Annotated in this window: 17 protein-coding genes; 15 read left to right on the plus strand and 2 right to left on the minus strand. The window is 51.7% G+C overall.

Annotated elements, in window-relative coordinates; all coding sequences use genetic code 11:
* The first annotated feature begins 3 nt into the window (after positions 1 to 3).
* From AMM03_RS11710 to AMM03_RS11755, 10 genes are all read left to right on the plus strand, one after another.
* Positions 4 to 1,458, plus strand: a complete 1,455-nt coding sequence (locus AMM03_RS11710) for an ABC transporter permease (RefSeq protein ID WP_090131832.1) — start codon at positions 4 to 6, stop codon at positions 1,456 to 1,458.
* Positions 1,455 to 3,290: an ABC transporter ATP-binding protein gene (locus tag AMM03_RS11715; RefSeq protein WP_090131834.1), complete on the plus strand. Its 1,836-nt coding sequence runs from the start codon at positions 1,455 to 1,457 to the stop codon at positions 3,288 to 3,290. Before AMM03_RS11710 ends, AMM03_RS11715 begins: the two co-directional genes overlap by 4 nt.
* Positions 3,291 to 3,491: 201 nt before the next feature.
* A complete protein-coding gene (gene rimP, locus AMM03_RS11720) occupies positions 3,492 to 4,076 on the plus strand; it encodes a ribosome maturation factor RimP (protein ID WP_090131835.1) in 585 nt (194 codons plus the stop codon).
* A gap of 1 nt (position 4,077) precedes the next feature.
* Positions 4,078 to 5,562 carry a transcription termination factor NusA gene (gene nusA, locus AMM03_RS11725; RefSeq protein ID WP_090131837.1) on the plus strand — a complete coding sequence of 495 codons (1,485 nt, stop codon included), beginning with the start codon at positions 4,078 to 4,080 and terminating at the stop codon, positions 5,560 to 5,562.
* A 23-nt stretch (positions 5,563 to 5,585) separates the two neighbouring features.
* Complete coding sequence (gene infB / locus AMM03_RS11730; protein ID WP_090131839.1) at positions 5,586 to 8,528, plus strand: translation initiation factor IF-2; 2,943 nt, start codon at positions 5,586 to 5,588, stop codon at positions 8,526 to 8,528.
* Positions 8,529 to 8,552: 24 nt separating this feature from the next.
* Complete coding sequence (gene rbfA / locus AMM03_RS11735) at positions 8,553 to 8,927, plus strand: 30S ribosome-binding factor RbfA (RefSeq protein WP_090131841.1); 375 nt, start codon at positions 8,553 to 8,555, stop codon at positions 8,925 to 8,927.
* Position 8,928: 1 nt separating this feature from the next.
* The gene (gene truB, locus AMM03_RS11740) at positions 8,929 to 9,882 is read left to right on the plus strand and encodes a tRNA pseudouridine(55) synthase TruB (protein WP_090131842.1); all 954 of its coding nucleotides are present in this window, start codon (positions 8,929 to 8,931) and stop codon (positions 9,880 to 9,882) included.
* Positions 9,879 to 11,702: a translational GTPase TypA gene (typA, locus tag AMM03_RS11745; protein WP_090131844.1), complete on the plus strand. Its 1,824-nt coding sequence runs from the start codon at positions 9,879 to 9,881 to the stop codon at positions 11,700 to 11,702. The genes truB and typA overlap by 4 nt, the downstream gene beginning before the upstream one ends.
* A 37-nt stretch (positions 11,703 to 11,739) precedes the next feature.
* Positions 11,740 to 12,636 (plus strand): DMT family transporter, encoded by an 897-nt coding sequence (locus AMM03_RS11750; RefSeq protein ID WP_369793702.1) that lies wholly within the window; start codon positions 11,740 to 11,742, stop codon positions 12,634 to 12,636.
* A gap of 4 nt (positions 12,637 to 12,640) precedes the next feature.
* A complete protein-coding gene (locus tag AMM03_RS11755; RefSeq protein WP_090131846.1) occupies positions 12,641 to 13,732 on the plus strand; it encodes an enoyl-CoA hydratase/isomerase family protein in 1,092 nt (363 codons plus the stop codon).
* Positions 13,733 to 13,755: 23 nt separating this feature from the next.
* On the opposite strand, the gene smpB is transcribed toward AMM03_RS11755, so the two are convergent.
* Positions 13,756 to 14,247, minus strand: a complete 492-nt coding sequence (smpB, locus tag AMM03_RS11760; RefSeq protein WP_090131848.1) for an SsrA-binding protein SmpB — start codon at positions 14,245 to 14,247, stop codon at positions 13,756 to 13,758.
* An 84-nt stretch (positions 14,248 to 14,331) separates the two neighbouring features.
* On the opposite strand from smpB, the gene AMM03_RS11765 reads away from it, so the two are divergent.
* The 4 genes from AMM03_RS11765 (at position 14,332) to guaA (ending at position 18,342) form a co-directional block, all read left to right on the plus strand.
* Positions 14,332 to 14,784, plus strand: coding sequence for a type II toxin-antitoxin system RatA family toxin (locus tag AMM03_RS11765; protein ID WP_090131849.1), 453 nt, complete (start codon positions 14,332 to 14,334; stop codon positions 14,782 to 14,784).
* Positions 14,781 to 15,146 carry an RnfH family protein gene (locus AMM03_RS11770; RefSeq protein ID WP_090131851.1) on the plus strand — a complete coding sequence of 122 codons (366 nt, stop codon included), beginning with the start codon at positions 14,781 to 14,783 and terminating at the stop codon, positions 15,144 to 15,146. Before AMM03_RS11765 ends, AMM03_RS11770 begins: the two co-directional genes overlap by 4 nt.
* Positions 15,147 to 15,212: 66 nt before the next feature.
* On the plus strand, positions 15,213 to 16,682 hold the full coding sequence (guaB, locus tag AMM03_RS11775) for an IMP dehydrogenase (protein ID WP_090131853.1): 1,470 nt from the start codon (positions 15,213 to 15,215) through the stop codon (positions 16,680 to 16,682).
* A gap of 46 nt (positions 16,683 to 16,728) precedes the next feature.
* A complete protein-coding gene (guaA, locus tag AMM03_RS11780; RefSeq protein WP_090131855.1) occupies positions 16,729 to 18,342 on the plus strand; it encodes a glutamine-hydrolyzing GMP synthase in 1,614 nt (537 codons plus the stop codon).
* A gap of 42 nt (positions 18,343 to 18,384) precedes the next feature.
* Here the strand turns inward: guaA and AMM03_RS11785 are convergent, their stop codons facing one another.
* Positions 18,385 to 18,585, minus strand: a complete 201-nt coding sequence (locus AMM03_RS11785; RefSeq protein ID WP_194942878.1) for a hypothetical protein — start codon at positions 18,583 to 18,585, stop codon at positions 18,385 to 18,387.
* A gap of 39 nt (positions 18,586 to 18,624) precedes the next feature.
* Between AMM03_RS11785 and AMM03_RS11790 the strand changes: the two genes are divergently transcribed.
* Complete coding sequence (locus AMM03_RS11790) at positions 18,625 to 19,545, plus strand: peptidoglycan bridge formation glycyltransferase FemA/FemB family protein (RefSeq protein ID WP_090131858.1); 921 nt, start codon at positions 18,625 to 18,627, stop codon at positions 19,543 to 19,545.
* Positions 19,546 to 19,567: the final 22 nt, after the last annotated feature.

A 19,567-nucleotide genomic window follows, 5' to 3' on the forward strand; every position in this document is an offset into this window, starting at 1 on the left:
ATCATGCAACCCGTCTTTTTACTTACCGACTTATTTGTCTACGCTATTTTGTTGTTTGTGCTTTGGTACATGTGGCAAGTGCGTTCAGATCGTAATTTGCGCGCCAATTGGGGCTTGGCCATGCGCCGTCCAGTGGCCATGGTGAGCAGCATGGTGCTCGGATTTTTCTTGTTGTTGGCTTTGGCCGATTCGATTCACTTCAGAACGGCACTGCCTACTGAAGCTGGTAAAGAGGTTCAGTATTCGCCTGAAGCCACCTCTGTTTTGGACAAAGTGCTTCAGCCTTTGTCCGCTGCTGTGGAGCGAAGTTATTCAGAACCCTTGGCCGCTGTGGCCTTTAAGAAAGAAACTTTTGTGCGCGATGGTCAGACGGTTCGCGACTATCCAAGATTGCGTTTCGGCGGCAAGCACTTAACCGATCCGGCCAAGGAACTGTCATCCGATTTGGCACAAAGAAGCATGGCAGCACTGGGTTTGGGCACATTGATCGTAGTGCTTAGTTTGATGTTGGGCGTTGTCTATGCCAGCCTTTCAACCCAACAATCTTTGTCTGTGGTGTGGACCAAATTTAAATCAGGCCGCACCATCTGGCCTTGGCGCTCAATGGCCTTGACCTTTGCACTAATGACTCTGGCCATCACTTGGGTTGTCATGTTGTCGCAGGCTTACCATGTCTTTGGCACAGACCGTACAGGCAATTCTGTTTTGGTCTTTGCTTTAAAAAGTGTTCGAACTGCTTTGGTGATAGGCGGCTTAACAACTTTGGTGGTCATGCCTTTGGCTTTGCTGCTGGGTGTCACGGCGGGGTACTTGCGGGGTTGGGTAGATGAAGCCATTCAATACCTTTACACCTTGTTGGCTTCTATTCCTGATGTGCTCTTGATTGCAGCTTCGGTTTTGCTGTTGCAGGTTTTTATTGATAAAAACCAAGGTGTTTTTGAAACCGCGTTGGAACGGGCCGATGCACGACTGTTTTTCCTCTGCCTCATTTTGGGCATCACCTCCTTCACAGGATTGTGTCGATTGGTTCGAGGTGAGACATTGAAGTTACGTGAGCTCGAATACATTCAATCTGCAAAAGCATTTGGCGTTTCAACGCCACGAGTTTTGTGGCGGCATATTGTTCCCAACTTGATGCACTTGGTCTTGATCAATTCGGTGATGCAGTTTTCAAGCTTCGTTTTAGCAGAAGCTGTGTTGTCTTATGTGGGGGTGGGCGTCGATCCTAAAACTGCCAGTTTTGGCGTCATGATTAACACCGCACGTGCTGAGTTGGCCGCTACGCCTTTGGTATGGTGGACATTGACCACGGCATTTGGTTTTATGTTTCTGATTGTGCTCAGCGCCAATTTGTTGGCCGACGCAGTGCGCGATGCCTTTGACCCTAGAACCCGACTTCGAAGTTCAAGCATTTCAAATAGCCATTCAACCGAGCCTGCAGCGAAGGTGGCCGCATGACACAGCAATTGAATGTCAAAAACCTGGTCGTCGATTTGCAAACTGAAGTGGGCATGGCCCGCGCGGTAGACGCACTGAATCTCACAATCGAAAAAGGCCAAACCTTTGCCTTGGTCGGTGAGTCTGGCTGTGGCAAGTCCATGACCGCTTTGTCATTGCTTCGACTGCTACCTGACAACGCTGTGATTCAAAGCGGACAGGTACAACTGAGCGATGTGGATGTTTTTCAGCTCAGCGAAAACCAAATGCGCAGCATTCGCGGGCGACGGATCTCCATCATTTTTCAAGAACCTTCCACCAGTTTGAATCCTGTCATGACGGTGGGTGACCAAATTTTGGAAGTGATCTTTCAACACACCTCGTTACAAGGCCCAGCAGCTCACGCACGCGCAGTAGAGTGGCTAACAAAGGTTGGATTGCCCGAACCAGAACGCCGCATGGGCAGCTATCCCTTTGAAATGTCGGGTGGTCAATTGCAACGGGTGATGATTGCCATCGCTTTGGCAGCCGAGCCTGATCTGCTGATTGCTGACGAACCCACCACGGCTTTGGATGTGACCATCCAGGCCCAAATTTTGGATTTGCTCAAAAGCCTGCAACAAGAACGTGGCATGGCCATGCTTTTAATTACGCATGACTTGGCTGTGGTGAGCGGCATGGCCGATCAGGTGGCCTTGATGTATGCCGGTCAAATTGTAGAAGTGGCCACAGCTGCTGATTTTTTTGTTCGTCCTTCACATCCTTATGCCAAGTTGTTGCTTCAGGCATTGCCCGGCGAAGATTTGCGCGGCAGGCAATTGGCGGCCATTCAAGGGACCGTACCGCCATTAACCCAAGCCTTTAAAGGCTGCCGATTTGCGCCGCGCTGTCCGTACCAAACCGATGGTTGCAAAGACAAAGCGGTTGGTATGACGCCATTGTCTGATGCACACCATGTGCGCTGCGTTCGAGTCAATGAACTAGCACTCCAATCAGCCAATTTGCCTCCTCTATTGGATCGTGCAAAAGCCTTGTCAACTGACCATTCGGCGCTGTTGTCTGTCAAAGATTTGTCTGTGACCTATTCAATGGGTGGCAGTTTCTTGGGCGCTAAAAAGACTTTTTCGGCTGTTAAAAAGGTCAGCTTTGACATCCATAAAGGCCAGACTTTGGCCTTGGTGGGCGAGTCTGGTTGTGGCAAAACCACCATTGGCAAAGCGCTGTTGCAGTTGCTCACACCACAAACTCAAATATCGGGGCAAGCCTTTTTGCATGGCCAAGATTTGTTTGGTTTGAGGGGTCAGGCACTTCAAGAATCACGCCGCCAGTTGCAAATTATTTTTCAAAATCCCTTTGGTTCTTTGAACCCCCGTATGCGTGTTCTAGAAATTTTGGAGGAGGGCATGAAAAGCCTTCACCCAGAATGGTCTGCAGACCAAAGACGCGCTGACTTGAAGGTGCTGATGGACCAGGTTGGCCTCAGAGCCGACGCCCTCGATCGCTACCCCCATGAATTTTCCGGCGGTCAACGGCAACGCATTGCCATTGCGCGTGCTTTGGCCGTCAAGCCAAGTTTGATTGTGTGCGACGAGCCTACTTCGGCTTTGGATGTGTCGGTTCAGGCCCAGATATTGAATCTTTTAAGGGAACTTCAGGACTCCTTGGGCGTCAGTTACCTGTTTGTGACCCACAACATAGGGGTGGTGGCTTATTTGGCCGACCGGGTGGCCGTGATGCATGCTGGCGAAATTGTCGAAATGGGAGATGCTTCTCAAATTTTGAACAATCCGCAAGATCCCTACACAAAAACACTGCTTTCTGCGGTACCCAAACTGAATCAGGCACTGGTCTAAATTGCCGCTTTTTTCCAACAAATCCTTTCCAAATCAAGTATTTATGGATTAGAATGCGGTCTTCACGACCAAACGGGCGGGTTTTCACCGCCCGTTTTTTTTGGTCGATCGATAAGTGATATTGGGTTTAAGCAGGGTTTTTACCCATCATGAATCGACATCAACATTGATGTTTAACCTTTTTTAAAAGACTTGTTTTAAGTGGCATTGCAGCAGATAGTTGAAGAAACCGTGGCCGGTTTGGGCTATGAACTGGTAGAGATTGAACGCTCTGCCGGTGGTTTGCTGCGCATCACCATCGACAACCCTTGGCAAGAAGGCGTAGACCGGTTTGAAATTCCGTTTGTCACAGTCGAAGACTGTGAAAAGGTCAATCGCCAATTGATGTTTGCTTTGGAAGTGGATGGCGTTGAATACCGCCGTCTCGAAGTCTCTTCGCCAGGCATTGATCGCCCGCTCAAAAACGACAGAGACTTAGCCAGGTTTGAAGGCGAGCTCATTGACATCACCCTGAAAGCCCCCATGGGAGAGGCTGCTGCAGGTTTGGTCAATGCCTTGCGCAAAAAATTCAGAGGCACCTTGGAAAAGGCAGAAGCCGGCGAGGGCTGGCAAATTGTTTGGTCCGATGCGCCCGAACCCAAGCCAGGTGCCCGTGTTAGCAAAAAACGGCCACCCGTGCCGCTGCAGGCTTTGGGTTTTACCTTAGACGAATTAAGAGAGGCGCGGCTTGCGCCAGTGGTTGATTTCAAGGGCCGTAAGCCCAAAACAGACATAGGAGAGAAGTAACATGAATCGCGAACTGTTGATGCTGGTTGAAGCCATCTCACGTGAAAAGAACGTTGAACGTGACATCGTGTTTGGTGCCGTCGAATCTGCACTGGCCCAAGCCACCAAAAAAATCTACGAAGGCGATGTGGACATTCGTGTTGCCATCGATCGCGACAGCGGCAACTATGAAACCTTCCGCCGTTGGCACGTTGTGCCAGATGAAGCCGGTTTGCAATTGCCTGACCAAGAAATTTTGTTGTTCGAAGCACTCGAGCAAATTCCAGACATTGAAGTCGATGAGTACATCGAAGAAGCTGTCGAGTCATTGCCCATTGGCCGCATTGGTGCCATGGCAGCCAAACAAGTCATCTTGCAAAAGATCCGTGATGCTGAGCGAGAAATGTTGCTCAACGAATTCATGGCTCGTGGCGAGAAGATTTTGGTCGGTACCGTCAAGCGCATGGACAAGGGCGACATCATTGTCGAGTCTGGCCGCGTTGAAGGCCGCCTGCGCCGCAGCGAAATGATTCCAAAAGAGAACCTGCGCAATGGCGACCGCGTTCGCGCCATGATCATGGAAGTCGACCTCACACTGCGTGGCGCACCCATCATCTTGTCTCGCTCTTCCCCCGAGTTCATGATTGAATTGTTCCGTCAAGAAGTGCCCGAAATTGAACAAGGCTTGTTGGAAATTAAATCTTGCGCCCGTGACCCTGGTTCACGCGCCAAGATTGCTGTACTGTCACACGACAAGCGCGTCGATCCTATTGGCACGTGTGTGGGCGTTCGTGGTACCCGCGTCAATGGCGTAACCAACGAATTGGCCGGCGAGCGCGTCGACATTGTCTTGTGGAGTGAAGATCCAGCTCAGTTCGTGATTGGTGCCTTGGCACCCGCCAACGTTCAATCCATTGTGGTGGACGAAGAAAAGCACGCCATGGACGTGGTGGTGGACGAAGAGAACTTGGCCATTGCCATTGGCCGTGGTGGTCAAAACGTTCGCTTGGCCTCTGACCTGACTGGTTGGAAAATCAACATCATGGACGCTGCCGAGTCAGCCCAAAAACAAGCCGAAGAAACAACTGGTATTCGCGCCTTGTTCATGGAAAAACTCGATGTGGACCAAGAAATTGCCGACATCCTCATTGAAGAAGGTTTCACCAGCTTGGAAGAAGTGGCCTATGTGCCGATCCAAGAAATGTTGGAAATCGAAAGCTTCGACGAAGACACCGTGAACGAATTGCGCACTCGCGCCAAAGACGCTTTGCTCACATTAGAAATTGCCCGTGAAGAAAGCGTTGAAGACGTGTCGCAAGACCTGCGCGATTTGGAAGGCCTCACCCCTGAACTCATCGCCAAGTTGGTTGAAGCCGGCGTTCATACCCGTGACGACTTGGCCGATTTGGCCACTGACGAACTCACCGACATCACCGGACAAACCGATGGTGAAGCCACCGCCCTGATCATGAAAGCCCGTGAACATTGGTTCACAGGTCAGGCCTAATATCAAGGAGGCACGAACCCCATATGTCCAGTAATACCGTCGCCGAGTTCGCTAGCGAACTCAAAAAATCACCCGACACCCTGCTAGAGCAATTGCGCTCTGCAGGTGTCGAAAAATCAGCAGCGTCCGATCCGCTGACTGAGACTGACAAGCAAAAGCTTTTAAGCTATTTGCAAACCAGCCATGGCACCGCCACAGGCGAGCGCAAAAAAATCACACTGGTTAAAAAATCAACCAGTGAAATTAAACAAGCTGACGCTACGGGCAAGGCTCGCACCATTCAGGTGGAAGTTCGCAAAAAACGCACATTCATCAAGCGTGATGATGAGTTAGAAGCGACTGCGCCTGCTGCACCCGCAGAGCCAGCAGCACCTCTCATTGACCATGCCGAATTGGCTCGCCGTGAAGAAGAAGCACGCAGCCAAGCCGAGTTGCTCCGCAGACAAGAAGAAGCATTGGCTGAAAAGCGTCGCGAGCGTGAAGCCAAAGAACTGGCCAAGCGCGAAGAAGCCAAAGCCTCTGAAGCTGTTGCAGAAGCTGCGCCTGCCAAATCTGCTGAAGAACTTGCGGCCGACGCCGCCGCTTTGCGCAGCGCCAAAGTGGCGGCAGCTCAGCAAGAAGCCGATAGCATCAATGCCGCTTCTAAGCCTGTTGATCCTTCTATTGCGCAGAATGCTGAAGCTGAACGCGTCAATGCTGAAAATGTCGCCAAGGCCGATAAGGCCTCTCAGAAAAAAGCGGCTGAGGATTTGGCAGAAGCTGAAGCCAAAGCCATCGTTGAAGACGAAGCCGCTCGCGAGCTAGACCTCAACCAAAGACGTAATAAGGCTTTGGCAGAAGCTGAAGCCATCCGCGCCATGATGAGCGCGCCTGCCAAAAAAGCGCCGCCCAAAGAAGTTCCTAAAGTGGACCCTAAAGCGGCTAAAGGCACCTTGCACAAACCCGCTCAAGCCCCTGGCGCAGCTGGCAAGAAAGCGCCTGCTGCCGTTGAGGCTAAAGATGCCACACCGGGTGGCAACAAGGAAGTTAAATCAGCCAAGTTGTCTTCAAGCTGGGCCGGTGAACCTGCGCCCAAAAAGAAAGCCATTCCCACACGGGGTGACACCAGCGGTGGTGTTGGCCGTAACAACTGGCGCGGTGGTCCTAAAAACCGTCGTGGCAACGATCGCGACCGTGAAGATCATGTTCAAGCAGCACCCGTTGAAGCTCGCGTCATTGAAGTGCACGTGCCGGAAACCATCACCGTGGCCGAGTTGGCACACAAGATGGCCGTTAAGGCTTCAGAGGTTATCAAGCAGTTGATGAAACTGGGCCAGATGGTCACCATCAATCAGCCCTTGGACCAAGACACTGCCATGATTTTGGTGGAAGAGCTGGGTCACAAAGCAGTCATTGCTGCACTTGATGATCCTGAAGCCTTTACGGACGACGAAGTGTCGCAAAGCGACGCGCCGCTCATGCCGCGTGCCCCTGTGGTCACGGTCATGGGTCACGTTGACCACGGTAAAACTTCTTTGCTCGACTACATTCGCCGTGCCAAAGTGGCTTCTGGCGAAGCCGGTGGCATTACCCAGCACATTGGTGCTTATCACGTTGAAACTGCACGCGGCATGGTGTCCTTCTTGGACACGCCAGGTCACGAGGCCTTCACGGCCATGCGTGCCCGTGGTGCACAAGCCACCGACATCGTGATCTTGGTGGTCGCTGCAGACGACGGCGTCATGCCGCAAACCAAAGAAGCGATCAAGCACGCCAAGGCAGCGGGTGTTCCCATTGTTGTGGCCATTAACAAGATCGACAAGCCCGATGCCAATCTCGACCGCGTCAAAGGTGAGTTGGTGGCCGAAGAAGTGGTGCCTGAAGAGTTCGGTGGTGATTCACCGTTCGTGGGCGTATCCGCTAAAACCGGTGCCGGTATTGACGATTTGCTAGAACAAGTCCTGTTGCAAGCTGAAGTGTTAGAACTGAAGGCGCCTGTAGATGCAGCCGCCAAAGGCCTGGTCATTGAAGCGCGTTTGGACAAAGGTCGTGGTCCTGTGGCCACCATTTTGGTTCAATCGGGTACCTTGTCTACGGGCGATGTGGTGTTGGCGGGTCAAACATTTGGCCGTGTTCGTGCCATGTTGGACGAGAACGGCAAGCCAATCAAGTCGGCCGGTCCTTCTATCCCTGTCGAAATTCAAGGTCTCACAGAAGTACCGCAAGCTGGTGATGAGTTCATGGTGCTTAGCGACGAGCGTCGTGCCCGTGAAATTGCCACCTACCGCGCAGGCAAGTTCCGCAACACCAAACTGGCCAAGCAACAAGCAGCCAAGTTGGAAAACATGTTCAGCGACATGAGCGCTGGCGAAGTCAAAACTTTGCCCATCATTGTCAAAGCCGACGTGCAAGGTTCGCAAGAAGCCTTGGCAGCTTCCTTGCTCAAATTGTCGACCGACGAGATCAAAGTTCAATTGGTCTACGCAGCGGTGGGCGGTATTAGCGAGTCCGACATCAACTTGGCCATTGCGTCCAAGGCCGTGGTCATTGGCTTTAATGTGCGTGCCGATGCCGGTGCGCGCAAACAAGCCGAAGGCAATGGCGTCAGCATTCATTACTACAACATCATTTATGACGCAGTAGATGAATTGAAAGCCGCTATGTCTGGCATGTTGGCGCCCGAGCAGAAGGAAGAAGTCATTGGTATGGCCGAAATCCGAACTGTGTTTGTGGCTTCCAAAATTGGTACCGTTGCAGGTTGTATGGTTACCAATGGCCAAGTTACGCGCTCTTCCAAATTCCGTTTGTTGCGCGACAACGTGGTTATTTACACCGGCGACATCGACTCACTCAAACGCCTCAAAGACGACGTTCGCGAAGTCAAAGAAGGTTTCGAGTGCGGTATCAAACTCAAAAACTACAACGACATTGCAGTGGGCGACCAACTGGAATTCTTTGAAGTCAAAGAGATTGCACGTTCGCTGTAAACGCAGAACCAGGCTCACACCATCATGGCTCGCAAACCAACCAGCTCAGCACACCGCGGTTTCCGCGTTGCCGATCAGATCCAACGTGATCTGTCGGAGCTGATTGCGCGCGAGCTTAAAGATCCTCGGGTGGGCATGGTCACCTTGAATGCCGTTGAAGTGACGCCAGACTACGCGCACGCCAAAGTGTTTTTCAGCATCATTACGGGAAAGCCTGAAGAGGCCACCGCGGGGCTTAACGCCGCCGCTGGATTTTTGCGCAATGGTTTGTTCAAGCGTTTGCAAATTCACACTGTTCCCACGCTTCATTTCATATTTGATCGCACCACAGAGCGCGCATCCGATATGAACGCCTTGATCTCCAAGGCTGTTGCGTCACGTTCCAAAGACGAGGCTTAACATGAACGCGCCACGCACTAGGGTGCAACGGCGCCCTGTGCATGGGGTGCTGTTGTTAGACAAGCCATACGGCATGTCCAGTAACGATGCTTTGCAAAAAGCCAAGTGGTTATTGCGCGCCGAAAAAGCAGGGCACACGGGTACTTTGGATCCTTTGGCCACAGGTGTGTTGCCCTTGTGTTTTGGCGCAGCCACCAAGTTCAGCCAGTTGCACTTAGATGCCGACAAATCTTACGAAGCCATTGTTGTGCTGGGTCTTCAAACCAGCACCGGCGATTTGGAAGGTGAAGTGGTTGCTGAAATGCCTGTCAGTTTTACAAATGAGCAGTTGCAACAAGTCCAGGCACAGTTCAAAGGACCAATCGACCAAATTCCGCCCATGTACAGCGCCTTGAAAAAGGACGGCAAAGCTTTGTACGACTACGCACGTGCAGGCATTGAAGTGGAGCGTGAAGCACGTCACATCGTGATCCACGCCTTGGCTTTGGAAGAAATGGCCCCAGAAAACGACCATCGTCGTTTGAGAGTCACAGTGACTTGTAGCAAAGGTACTTACATCCGCACCTTGGGTGAAGACATTGCCGTTGCCTTAGGGACTTGTGGTCACTTGAGTGCCTTGCGTCGCATTCAAACGGGTCCATTTAAAGAAGTCGAATGCCTCAGCATTCAAGAATTAGAAGCTTTGCCTGAAGCAGAGCGAGAAATGAAATTGTTGACAGTCGATGCTTTGCTCGATGGTCATACCCCTGTCACCTTGCCCCCAGATGATGCGGGCAGATTCTTAAGCGGCGTGCGCCGTCGTGGCGACTGGCCCGACAACCTGCATGTCGCTGTGTACGGCGATTCACCGCGCGCGCTCTTGGGCACTGCGCATGTGAAAGCTGGTGAACTTATTCCGGGGCGCTTATTAAGCCCCCTAGAGATTCAATCAATTTTGGAGAAAGCCTTAGCATGACTAGACAAATTCGTAACATCGCGATCATCGCCCACGTTGACCACGGTAAAACCACCATGGTTGACCAACTGCTGCGTCAGTCCGGCACATTTGCCGAACACGAAAAAGTAGTGGACACCGTCATGGACAACAACGCCATTGAGCGCGAGCGCGGCATTACCATCTTGGCCAAAAACTGTGCCGTCAGCTGGGAAGGCACCCACATCAACATCGTTGACACCCCAGGCCACGCCGACTTCGGCGGTGAAGTGGAGCGAGCATTGTCCATGGTGGACGGTGTGGTGTTGCTCATTGATGCGCAAGAGGGCCCAATGCCCCAAACACGTTTTGTGACCAAGAAAGCTTTGGCCTTGGGCTTAAAGCCTATCGTGGTTGTCAACAAAGTGGACAAGCCCGGTGCAAACCCCGATAAAGTTGTGAACCAAGCCTTCGACTTGTTCGATAAGTTGGGCGCTACAGATGAGCAGCTCGATTTCCCAGTGGTGTATGCCTCAGGCATTAACGGCTGGACATCTTTGGAAGAGGGCGCACCAGGTGAGCAGTGGGGCCCAGACATGTCTGCGCTATTCAACACTGTGCTCAAGCACGTGCCAGCTCAAGCAGGTGACCCAGATGCGCCTTTGCAATTGCAAATTTCAGCGCTCGATTTCTCTACCTTCGTGGGCCGTATTGGCGTGGGCCGTATCAGCCAAGGCACCATCAAGCCCATGATGGATGTGTTGGTCATGGAAGGCCCCGATGGCAGTTCCATCAAAGGCCGTGTCAACCAAGTTTTGACATTCCGTGGCTTGGACCGCGTTCAAGTGACCGAAGCCGGCCCTGGCGACATTGTGTTGATCAACGGTATTGCCGACTTGAACATTGGCGTGACAGTGACGGATCCAACAAATCCTGCGCCACTGCCCATGCTCAAAATTGACGAGCCAACATTGACGATGAACTTCTGCGTGAACACCAGCCCCTTGGCCGGTCGTGAAGGCAAGTACGTCACCAGCCGTCAAATCTGGGATCGCTTGCAAAAAGAATTGCAACACAATGTTGCCTTGCGCGTTAAAGAAACTGACGAAGAAGGTGTGTTTGACGTTGCAGGCCGCGGTGAATTGCACTTGACCATCTTGCTCGAAAACATGCGCCGTGAAGGCTACGAAATGGCTGTGTCTAAGCCACGCGTGGTGTTCCGTGATGTTAACGGCGAGCGTCATGAGCCTATCGAGTTGGTTACGGCCGACATCGAAGAAACACACCAAGGCGGCGTGATGCAAGCCCTGGGTGAGCGCAAAGGTGAGTTGGTTAACATGGAACCCGATGGCCGCGGCCGTGTTCGTTTGGAGTACCGCATTCCTGCCCGTGGCTTGATTGGTTTCACCAACGAGTTCTTGAACTTGACACGCGGTTCTGGTTTGATCTCTAACATCTTTGACAGCTATGAAGCTCACAAAGGTGAAATTGGCGGCCGCAAAAATGGCGTGCTGATTTCCATGGACGACGGTGAAATCTTCACCTACGCCTTGGGCAAGTTGGACGACCGTGGCCGCATGTTTGTGAAGGCCAATGACCCTGTGTACGAAGGCATGATTGTGGGTATCCACAGCCGTGACAACGACTTGGTGGTGAATGCCACACGTACCAAACAGCTGACCAACTTCCGTGTGTCTGGCAAAGAAGATGCCATCAAAATCACACCGCCAATTGACCTCACACTGGAATACGGTGTCGAGTTTATTGACGATGACGAGTTGGTCGAAATCACGCCTAAGAGCGTTCGTCTGCGCAAGCGCTTCTTGAAAGAGCACGAGCGTAAGAAAGCAGGTCGCGCTTAATTTGCGATCTACAACATAAGTCACTCAAGCACCCAACGTGCTCACAATCAAACACGGTCACGCAGTTGCCTTGATGGTGCTGGTCACCGCTATGTGGTCCATTGCAGGGGTGGTGACTCGTCACCTTGATCAGGTTCGAGGCTTTGAAGTGACTTTCTGGCGAAGCGCATTTACAGCGCTAAGCCTGGTGATCATCATGAGTGTGTGGCGGGGTATTGGCTTCTGGAAGTCCTTGCCTTGGCGCAGCCCTTATTTTTGGCTGTCTGGCCTGTGCTGGGCCTGTATGTTTACCGCCTTCATGATGGCCCTGACATTGACTGCCGTGGCCAATGTGCTCATTACTTTGGCGTGCGGTCCTTTGTTAACGGCCCTGGGTGCCTGGCTGTTTATTTCTCATCGATTGCCTTTGCGTACTTGGATGGCTATTGCATTTGCTGGTCTTGGCATTGCACTCATTTTCAATTCTCAATTGCAGTTGGGCGATCCTAATTTCTTGCTTGGCATTTGTGTCGCTTTGCTAGTGCCTTTGGCGGGCGCCACCCAATGGACCTTGATTCAAAAGAGTCAAGCAAAGGGTCTTACGCTTGATTTGGTTCCCAGTGTTTTTGTGGGTGCTTTGTTGTCTTCACTGATCACATTGCCCTTGGCATTTCCATTGCAAGCAAACGCACATGACGTCGGATTGTTGGCTTTATTGGGTTTGTTTCAGTTGGCCATTCCCTGTACCTTGTCGGTAATTTGTGCGCGCGTCTTAAAGGCGCCCGAAGTTGCTTTGCTTTCCTTGCTTGAAGTTATTTTTGGCATTAGCTTGGCATGGCTTTGGGGTAACGAAGAGCCTCACTTTAGCGTTTTGATTGGCGGCAGTATGGTCCTTGTCGCTTTGTTTGCAAATGAATGGTTAGGATGGAGGCAACGCAATGTCGAATCTCAATAACGCTATGAACGCTCCCGTAGAACCCACCGTAATTTCTGAGGTGGTGGGCCGAGTCGGGTGCATCACCCTGAATCGTCCCAAAGCTTTGAATGCGCTCTCCTTGGAGATGGTTAGGCTGTTAACGCAAGCATTGCTGGACTTTAAAGATAACGCTCAAGTGCTGGCTGTGTTGGTCAGAGGGCAGGGCAAGGAAGGACCCTTTGGGCACTTTTGCGCGGGCGGTGACATTCGTTTCTTTCATCAGGCTGCGTTGGCAGGCGATAGCAGTTTGGCCGATTTCTTCACTGCAGAATATGCCCTGAACCACCTCATTCACACCTACACCAAACCCTACATCGCCTTCATGGATGGCGTGGTCATGGGCGGTGGTATGGGCATTAGCCAGGGTGCAAGCGTGCGAGTCGTGACCGACAAAACACAGATGGCCATGCCTGAAACCCACATTGGTTTATTTCCTGATGTGGGTGGTGGTTATTTCCTGAGTCGCTGCCCTGGCCGCATCGGCGAATATTTGGGTTTGACCGGTCAAAAAATCAATGGGCCTCAAGCCATTCAAGCTGGCCTTGCCGATGGTTTGATTGAAGTACAGCGCTTGCCCATGCTTTGGAAAACTTTGTTAAGCACACCCTTTGAAAGTGGTGAGGCTGTTGAGCGCTGGGTTCAAAGTCAGTTCACCAAACTAGAGTCTTTGCCATTTCCCAACAAGGCTGAGATTGATAAATACTTTGCGTTGCCCACCCCCCTAGAAATTGGACTTGCTTTAGAGCAAGACAACTCAGAATGGGCTCAACATAGCTTAGCCAGCTTGAACAAAGCTTCACCCCTCATGGTTCATGTGGTGTTGGCCCAAATTCGCAAAGCCCGAAACATGGGCTTGGCAGACGATTTGCGCATGGAGCGTGATTTGGTTCACCACTGTTTTCATTTGCGTGAAAGCAGCGAGACGGTGGAAGGCATTCGTGCTTTGGCCGTTGACAAAGACCATCACCCCAAATGGGCGCATGCCAAGCTTTCAGATGTCGCGGCGACTGAATGGCCCGTATTTTTTGAAAGTCCTTGGACGCCCGATACGCACCCGCTGCGTCACCTCAGCTGAATGGACGCGAGGAAGTCGCAAACTTAACGGTTGCGGCTTTTCATAGCGCGTTCTACTTCGCGTTTGCCTTCACGGTCTTTGATGGTGTCGCGCTTGTCGTGCTCGGCTTTGCCCTTGGCCAGCGCCACTTCGCATTTAATAAAGCCAGTTTTCCAGTGCAAATTGATGGGCACCAAGGTAAATCCTTTTTGCTCAACCTTGCTGGTTAGCCGGTCTATTTCATCGCGCTTTAAAAGCAGCTTGCGTGTGCGTGCTGCTTCGGGATTGACGTGGGTTGAAGCCGTTTTGAGCGGGTTGATCAAACAGCCAATGATGAACATCTCTTTGTTGCGAATTACCACATAGCCATCGGTGAGCTGAACTTTGCCTTCGCGAACCGCTTTGACTTCCCAACCTTCCAACACCATGCCGCACTCATGCCGCTCTTCAAAAAAGTAGTCAAAAGCTGCTTTTTTGTTTTCGGCAATGAGGCCTGATTTACCAGGACCTTTTGTTTTTTTAGGTGGCGTTGCCATGAGGGTGATTTAAAGCGCTAACTGGACTTGCATTTGCAAGGGATGTCTCAGAGAAATTACAATCTAAAGATCTGGTCTTATTGTATGAAGAAACTTCTTAAATCCGTCCTAATCTGGTATTCGCCCGAGGAAATGTTTCGTCTGGTGACGGATGTCGATCAATACAAGAATTTTTTGCCTTGGTGCCATCAGTCCAAAGTGCTTCAATCGTCTGGTTTAGAAATGGACGCCGAAGTGGGCATAGGGATGGCCGGCTTGAATCAGGTTTTTGTGACCCACAACACCCACATTGAAAATCGTGAGGTGCACATGAAGTTAATCAAAGGACCATTTTCCAATTTAGACGGCACCTGGACCTTCGAGCCAGTGGGCGACAATTCACAACGCGCATGCAAGGTGACACTCTCCTTAGAGTACGGCTTTGCCAGTGCCACATTGGCCGCTGTTGTAGGCCCCGTTTTTGACAAAATTGCCGCTAGCTTGGTGGATGCATTTGTGAAGCGTGCCGAGCAAGTTTATGGGGCAGACGCGGCATGATTCGTGTCGAATGTGTATGGAGCCCAGCGGCCAGGCAGAGCATCTCGCTTTGCTTAGAGTTTCAATTGGGAACCACTGTTGCGCAGGCTCTTCAGGTTTTTAAGCCGGCATTCATCAGTGCACACGCAAACACAGACTCAACTTTGGCCACTGAAGAATTGTTAAGCCAAGTTACAGGGCAGGGCATTTGGGGTCGAAAAGTACCGCAGACACACGTTTTGCAAGATGGCGATCGCCTAGAAATGTACCGGCCCCTCCAAGTTGACCCCAAATTGGCCCGAAAACAACGTTTTAAGCGCCAAGGCAAGGGCAGAACCGGGCTTTTTGCAAGGCGCCGCATAGGCGCTGTGGCGGGCTATTGATCAGCAGATTTCAGAGCCAAATAGGTCTTTGACGAGGGTACAATCCTTTTTTTGGAGCCCTCCCTCATGCGCCTGCTCGGTAAAGCCCTCACCTTCGACGATGTGTTGCTGGTGCCAGCCTACTCTCAAGTCCTGCCCAAGGACACTTCGCTTGCCACCCAATTTACCCGCAAACTAAGACTTAATTTGCCCCTGGTTTCTGCAGCCATGGACACGGTCACTGAAGCGCGTTTGGCCATTGCCATTGCCCAAGAAGGCGGTATTGGCATTGTTCACAAAAACCTCACACCACAAGAGCAGGCGGCCCAAGTTGCCAAAGTGAAACGCTATGAGTCTGGCGTGTTGCGCGATCCCGTTGTAATTACCCCCGACACCAAGGTACGCCAAGTCATGGCTTTGTCTGACGAGCTGGGCGTTTCTGGATTTCCAGTTTGTGAAGGCGGCAAAGTGGTTGGCATTGTGACGGGGCGCGACATGCGCTTTGAAACCCGCTACGACCAACCCGTGAGCGAAATCATGACGCCGCGTGAGCGTTTGATCACCGTACCAGAAGGCACCACACCCGAAGAAGCCAAAGCGCTTTTGAACAAATACAAATTAGAGCGATTGTTGGTGGTCAATGAAGCCTTTGAATTGAAGGGTTTGATTACGGTTAAAGACATTACCAAGCAACTGAACTTTCCTTTGGCAGCGCGCGATGCTGCTGGCCGTTTGTTGGTGGGTGCAGCCGTTGGTGTAGGCGATGGCACCGAAGAGCGAGTTGAAGCCCTGGTAAAAGCGGGCGTCGATGCCATCGTGGTTGACACCGCACACGGCCACAGCAAAGGCGTGATTGAACGCGTGCGTTGGGTCAAAAACAACTATCCCCACATTGAAGTCATTGGCGGCAACATCGCCACCGGCGCGGCAGCTTTGGCATTGGTGGAAGCCGGCGCAGATGCTGTCAAAGTGGGTATTGGCCCAGGCTCCATTTGCACCACTCGCATTGTGGCGGGTGTGGGTGTGCCACAAGTAATGGCCATCGACAATGTGGCCACCGCATTGCAAGGCACTGGCGTGCCCTTGATTGCCGATGGCGGTATTCGTTATAGCGGCGACATTGCCAAAGCCATTGCGGCAGGTGCTAGCACCGTCATGATGGGCGGCATGTTTGCTGGAACAGAAGAAGCCCCCGGCGAAGTGATCTTGTACCAAGGCCGCAGCTACAAGAGCTATCGCGGCATGGGCAGCATTGGCGCCATGCAGCAGGGCAGTGCTGACCGTTATTTTCAAGAGTCCAGCACGGGCAATCCAAATGCCGACAAATTGGTGCCTGAAGGCATTGAAGGCCGAGTTCCCTACAAAGGCTCTGTGGTGGCCATTCTGTTTCAAATGGCTGGCGGCTTGCGAGCCAGCATGGGTTATTGCGGTTGTCCCACCATTGAAGACATGCGCAACAAAGCGGAGTTTGTTGAAATTACTTCAGCAGGCATTCGCGAGAGCCATGTGCACGATGTGCAAATTACCAAAGAAGCCCCCAATTACCGCGCTGACTGAGTTCATCTGAACTAGCAGCCTTTTCTCTTTTGATCATTGACGTTCCATGCAGCACTCCAAAATTTTGATTCTTGACTTTGGTTCCCAAGTCACTCAACTCATTGCACGTCGTGTGCGTGAAGCCCATGTTTTTTGCGAAGTGCATCCTTGTGATGTCACCAGTGATTGGGTTCGCGATTACGCCAAAGATGGCAACCTGAAAGGCATCATCTTGTCTGGCTCGCATGCCAGCGTGTACGAAGTGGACGATCGTGCCCCAGATGCGGTGTTTGAATTGGGCATTCCCGTTCTAGGCATTTGCTACGGTATGCAAACCATGGCCGAACAATTGGGCGGCAAGGTAGAGGCGGGTACCACACGCGAGTTTGGTTATGCCGAAGTTCGCGCACATGGTCACACAGAATTGCTCAAAGGCATTGAAGACTTTGCCACGGCTGAAGGCCACGGCATGCTCAAGGTGTGGATGAGCCATGGCGACAAGGTCACGCAACTGCCTGAAGGCTTCAAAGTGATGGCCTCTACGCCTGCTTGCCCCATTGCTGGTATGGCCGATGAAGCGCGTCGTTTTTATGCGGTGCAGTTCCACCCGGAAGTGACGCACACCGTTCAAGGTCAAGCATTGTTGAACCGCTTTGTGTTGGACATTTGCCAAGCCAGTCCCGATTGGATCATGGGCAACTACATTGAAGAAGCCGTAGCCAAAATCCGTGAACAAGTGGGTGATGAAGAAGTTATTTTAGGTCTGTCAGGTGGCGTAGATTCCTCTGTTGCTGCAGCGTTGATTCACCGCGCCATTGGCGATCAACTGACTTGCGTGTTTGTCGACCACGGTCTGTTGCGCTTGAACGAAGGCGACATGGTCATGGAGATGTTCGAAGGCAAATTGAATGCACGTGTCATTCGTGTCAACGCCAGCGATTTGTTCTTGGGCAAGTTGGCAGGTGTTAGCGAGCCAGAGCAAAAACGCAAAATCATTGGTGGTTTGTTTGTCGATGTGTTCAAAGACGAAGCCGCTAAGTTGAAAGCTGGCACGGGTGGACACAAAGGTGCAAGTTTCTTGGCCCAAGGCACTATTTATCCGGACGTCATTGAATCGGGTGGTGCCAAGAGCAAGAAGGCCGTGACCATCAAGAGCCACCACAACGTGGGCGGTTTGCCTGAGCAGTTGGGCTTGAAATTGTTGGAGCCTTTGCGCGAATTGTTCAAAGACGAAGTGCGCGAGTTGGGCGTTGCCTTAGGTTTGCCCCGTGAGATGGTGTACCGCCATCCATTCCCAGGCCCTGGTTTGGGTGTCCGCATTTTGGGCGAAGTGAAAAAAGAATATGCAGACTTGCTGCGCCGTGCGGATGCCATCTTTATTGAAGAGCTGCGCAATTTTACGGATGAGTCTGGCAAATCTTGGTACGACTTGACCAGCCAAGCCTTCACAGTGTTCTTGCCCGTGAAGAGTGTGGGTGTAATGGGCGATGGCCGCACCTATGACTATGTGGTCGCTTTGCGTGCCGTGCAAACATCCGACTTTATGACTGCCGACTGGGCTGAGTTGCCTTATGCGCTGCTCAAGAAAGTATCGGGACGCATCATCAATGAAGTGCGTGGCATTAACCGTGTGACGTATGACGTGAGCAGTAAGCCGCCAGCAACGATTGAGTGGGAATGAATTTTTCCTAGGTGTGATTTTCAGATTGCCAGTGGACGAAGTTCATTGAAAATAGCACCACAATCCGTAACAATTGCCAGTGAACCACTCTATGGCGATGTCGAGCAGCACTGTGAATAAGAAAAATGGCAAGCCGAAGTACACTGCGGCCCAAAAACCTGCCAACCAAGTGGGGCGTGGCTCTTTGAGCTTGTATCCCATGACTGTTTGGGCACTTCGTTTTTCAAGGAATTTTTTCAGCATGCCTTTGCGCTTTTCGTCCACATTGAATGAGGTTCCTCAATGATAGTGCATTGGGACGGTCATGAGCTTGCAGAATGGGACCGTGTTCATGCGTCTGCTGCCGGTTCGTTGCAGCAAGATTGGGCTTACGGATCTTGTTTGAAAATGTTGGGCGTGCCTGTCCTTAGAGCAAGGGTGATGGATCAAGGCGAACAAATTGCGCAAGCCCAGTTCATTGTCAGAAAATGGGGACGCTTTGGTGCGGTAGCACTTTGTACCAGGGGACCCATCTGGTCAAAACCCTTGTCGCCAGAAGCCGAATCTGCGGCTTACAAAGCCATGAAGAAAAGTTTGCCTCTCACGGGCATTCGATTCATGGCGGTCACACCCGAAGTTTCCGAGGGCCAATCTCATGGTCTGCATCCAATGCGCCGAATTATGTCGGGCATGTCCACTGTCATGCTCGACATCAGCATGCCCATGGACCAATTGAGGACACAATTGGAGGGCCGTTGGCGCTCTAGTTTGGTCAGTGCCGAATCAAGTGATTTGACAGTGCATCGAGTTGGAACCAATGTGGGTCAATACAGATGGTTGCTAGACAATGAAATGCAACAAAGGGTTGATAAAAACTTGGATGGTTTGCCCTTGCCATTTTTTGATCTCTATGTGCAATCGCGCAAACAACCCAGCAAAAACATTTTGACCATCCGAGCCGATCTGGGTCGGGAACGTGTTGCGGCCATGTTGTTTTTAATTCATGGCGAGGCTGCCATTTACCAAATTGGTTGGACTACGGAGCAAGGTCGTGAATTGAACGCGCATCACTTGACCCTGTGGCGTGCCATCGAAGAGCTTCAATCAAGGGGCATTCGAGTGTTAGATTTAGGCGGGGTCAATACCGTTCGCAGTGCAGGTGTGGCCCGCTTCAAAATGCGAACGGGTGGCAAGGTCTTGACCTTGGCAGGTACTTATATTTAATTTGAAGCATTGCGCCAAAGGT

Source organism: Limnohabitans sp. Rim11, from assembly GCF_001269365.1.
Classification (GTDB): Bacteria; Pseudomonadota; Gammaproteobacteria; order Burkholderiales; family Burkholderiaceae_C; genus Limnohabitans_A.

Excerpts from the sequence above, each read along its gene's own strand:
- AMM03_RS11710 (WP_090131832.1), top strand. The coding sequence starts at position 4 with ATGCAACCCGTCTTTTTACTTACCGACTTATTTGTCTACGCTATTTTG.
- AMM03_RS11715 (WP_090131834.1), top strand. The coding sequence starts at position 1,455 with ATGACACAGCAATTGAATGTCAAAAACCTGGTCGTCGATTTGCAAACT.
- nusA (WP_090131837.1), top strand. The coding sequence starts at position 4,078 with ATGAATCGCGAACTGTTGATGCTGGTTGAAGCCATCTCACGTGAAAAG.
- infB (WP_090131839.1), top strand. The coding sequence starts at position 5,586 with ATGTCCAGTAATACCGTCGCCGAGTTCGCTAGCGAACTCAAAAAATCA.
- rbfA (WP_090131841.1), top strand. The coding sequence starts at position 8,553 with ATGGCTCGCAAACCAACCAGCTCAGCACACCGCGGTTTCCGCGTTGCC.
- truB (WP_090131842.1), top strand. The coding sequence starts at position 8,929 with ATGAACGCGCCACGCACTAGGGTGCAACGGCGCCCTGTGCATGGGGTG.
- typA (WP_090131844.1), top strand. The coding sequence starts at position 9,879 with ATGACTAGACAAATTCGTAACATCGCGATCATCGCCCACGTTGACCAC.
- AMM03_RS11755 (WP_090131846.1), top strand. The coding sequence starts at position 12,641 with ATGAACGCTCCCGTAGAACCCACCGTAATTTCTGAGGTGGTGGGCCGA.
- smpB (WP_090131848.1), bottom strand. The coding sequence starts at position 14,247 with ATGGCAACGCCACCTAAAAAAACAAAAGGTCCTGGTAAATCAGGCCTC.
- AMM03_RS11765 (WP_090131849.1), top strand. The coding sequence starts at position 14,332 with ATGAAGAAACTTCTTAAATCCGTCCTAATCTGGTATTCGCCCGAGGAA.
- AMM03_RS11770 (WP_090131851.1), top strand. The coding sequence starts at position 14,781 with ATGATTCGTGTCGAATGTGTATGGAGCCCAGCGGCCAGGCAGAGCATC.
- guaB (WP_090131853.1), top strand. The coding sequence starts at position 15,213 with ATGCGCCTGCTCGGTAAAGCCCTCACCTTCGACGATGTGTTGCTGGTG.
- guaA (WP_090131855.1), top strand. The coding sequence starts at position 16,729 with ATGCAGCACTCCAAAATTTTGATTCTTGACTTTGGTTCCCAAGTCACT.
- AMM03_RS11785 (WP_194942878.1), bottom strand. The coding sequence starts at position 18,585 with ATGCTGAAAAAATTCCTTGAAAAACGAAGTGCCCAAACAGTCATGGGA.
- AMM03_RS11790 (WP_090131858.1), top strand. The coding sequence starts at position 18,625 with ATGATAGTGCATTGGGACGGTCATGAGCTTGCAGAATGGGACCGTGTT.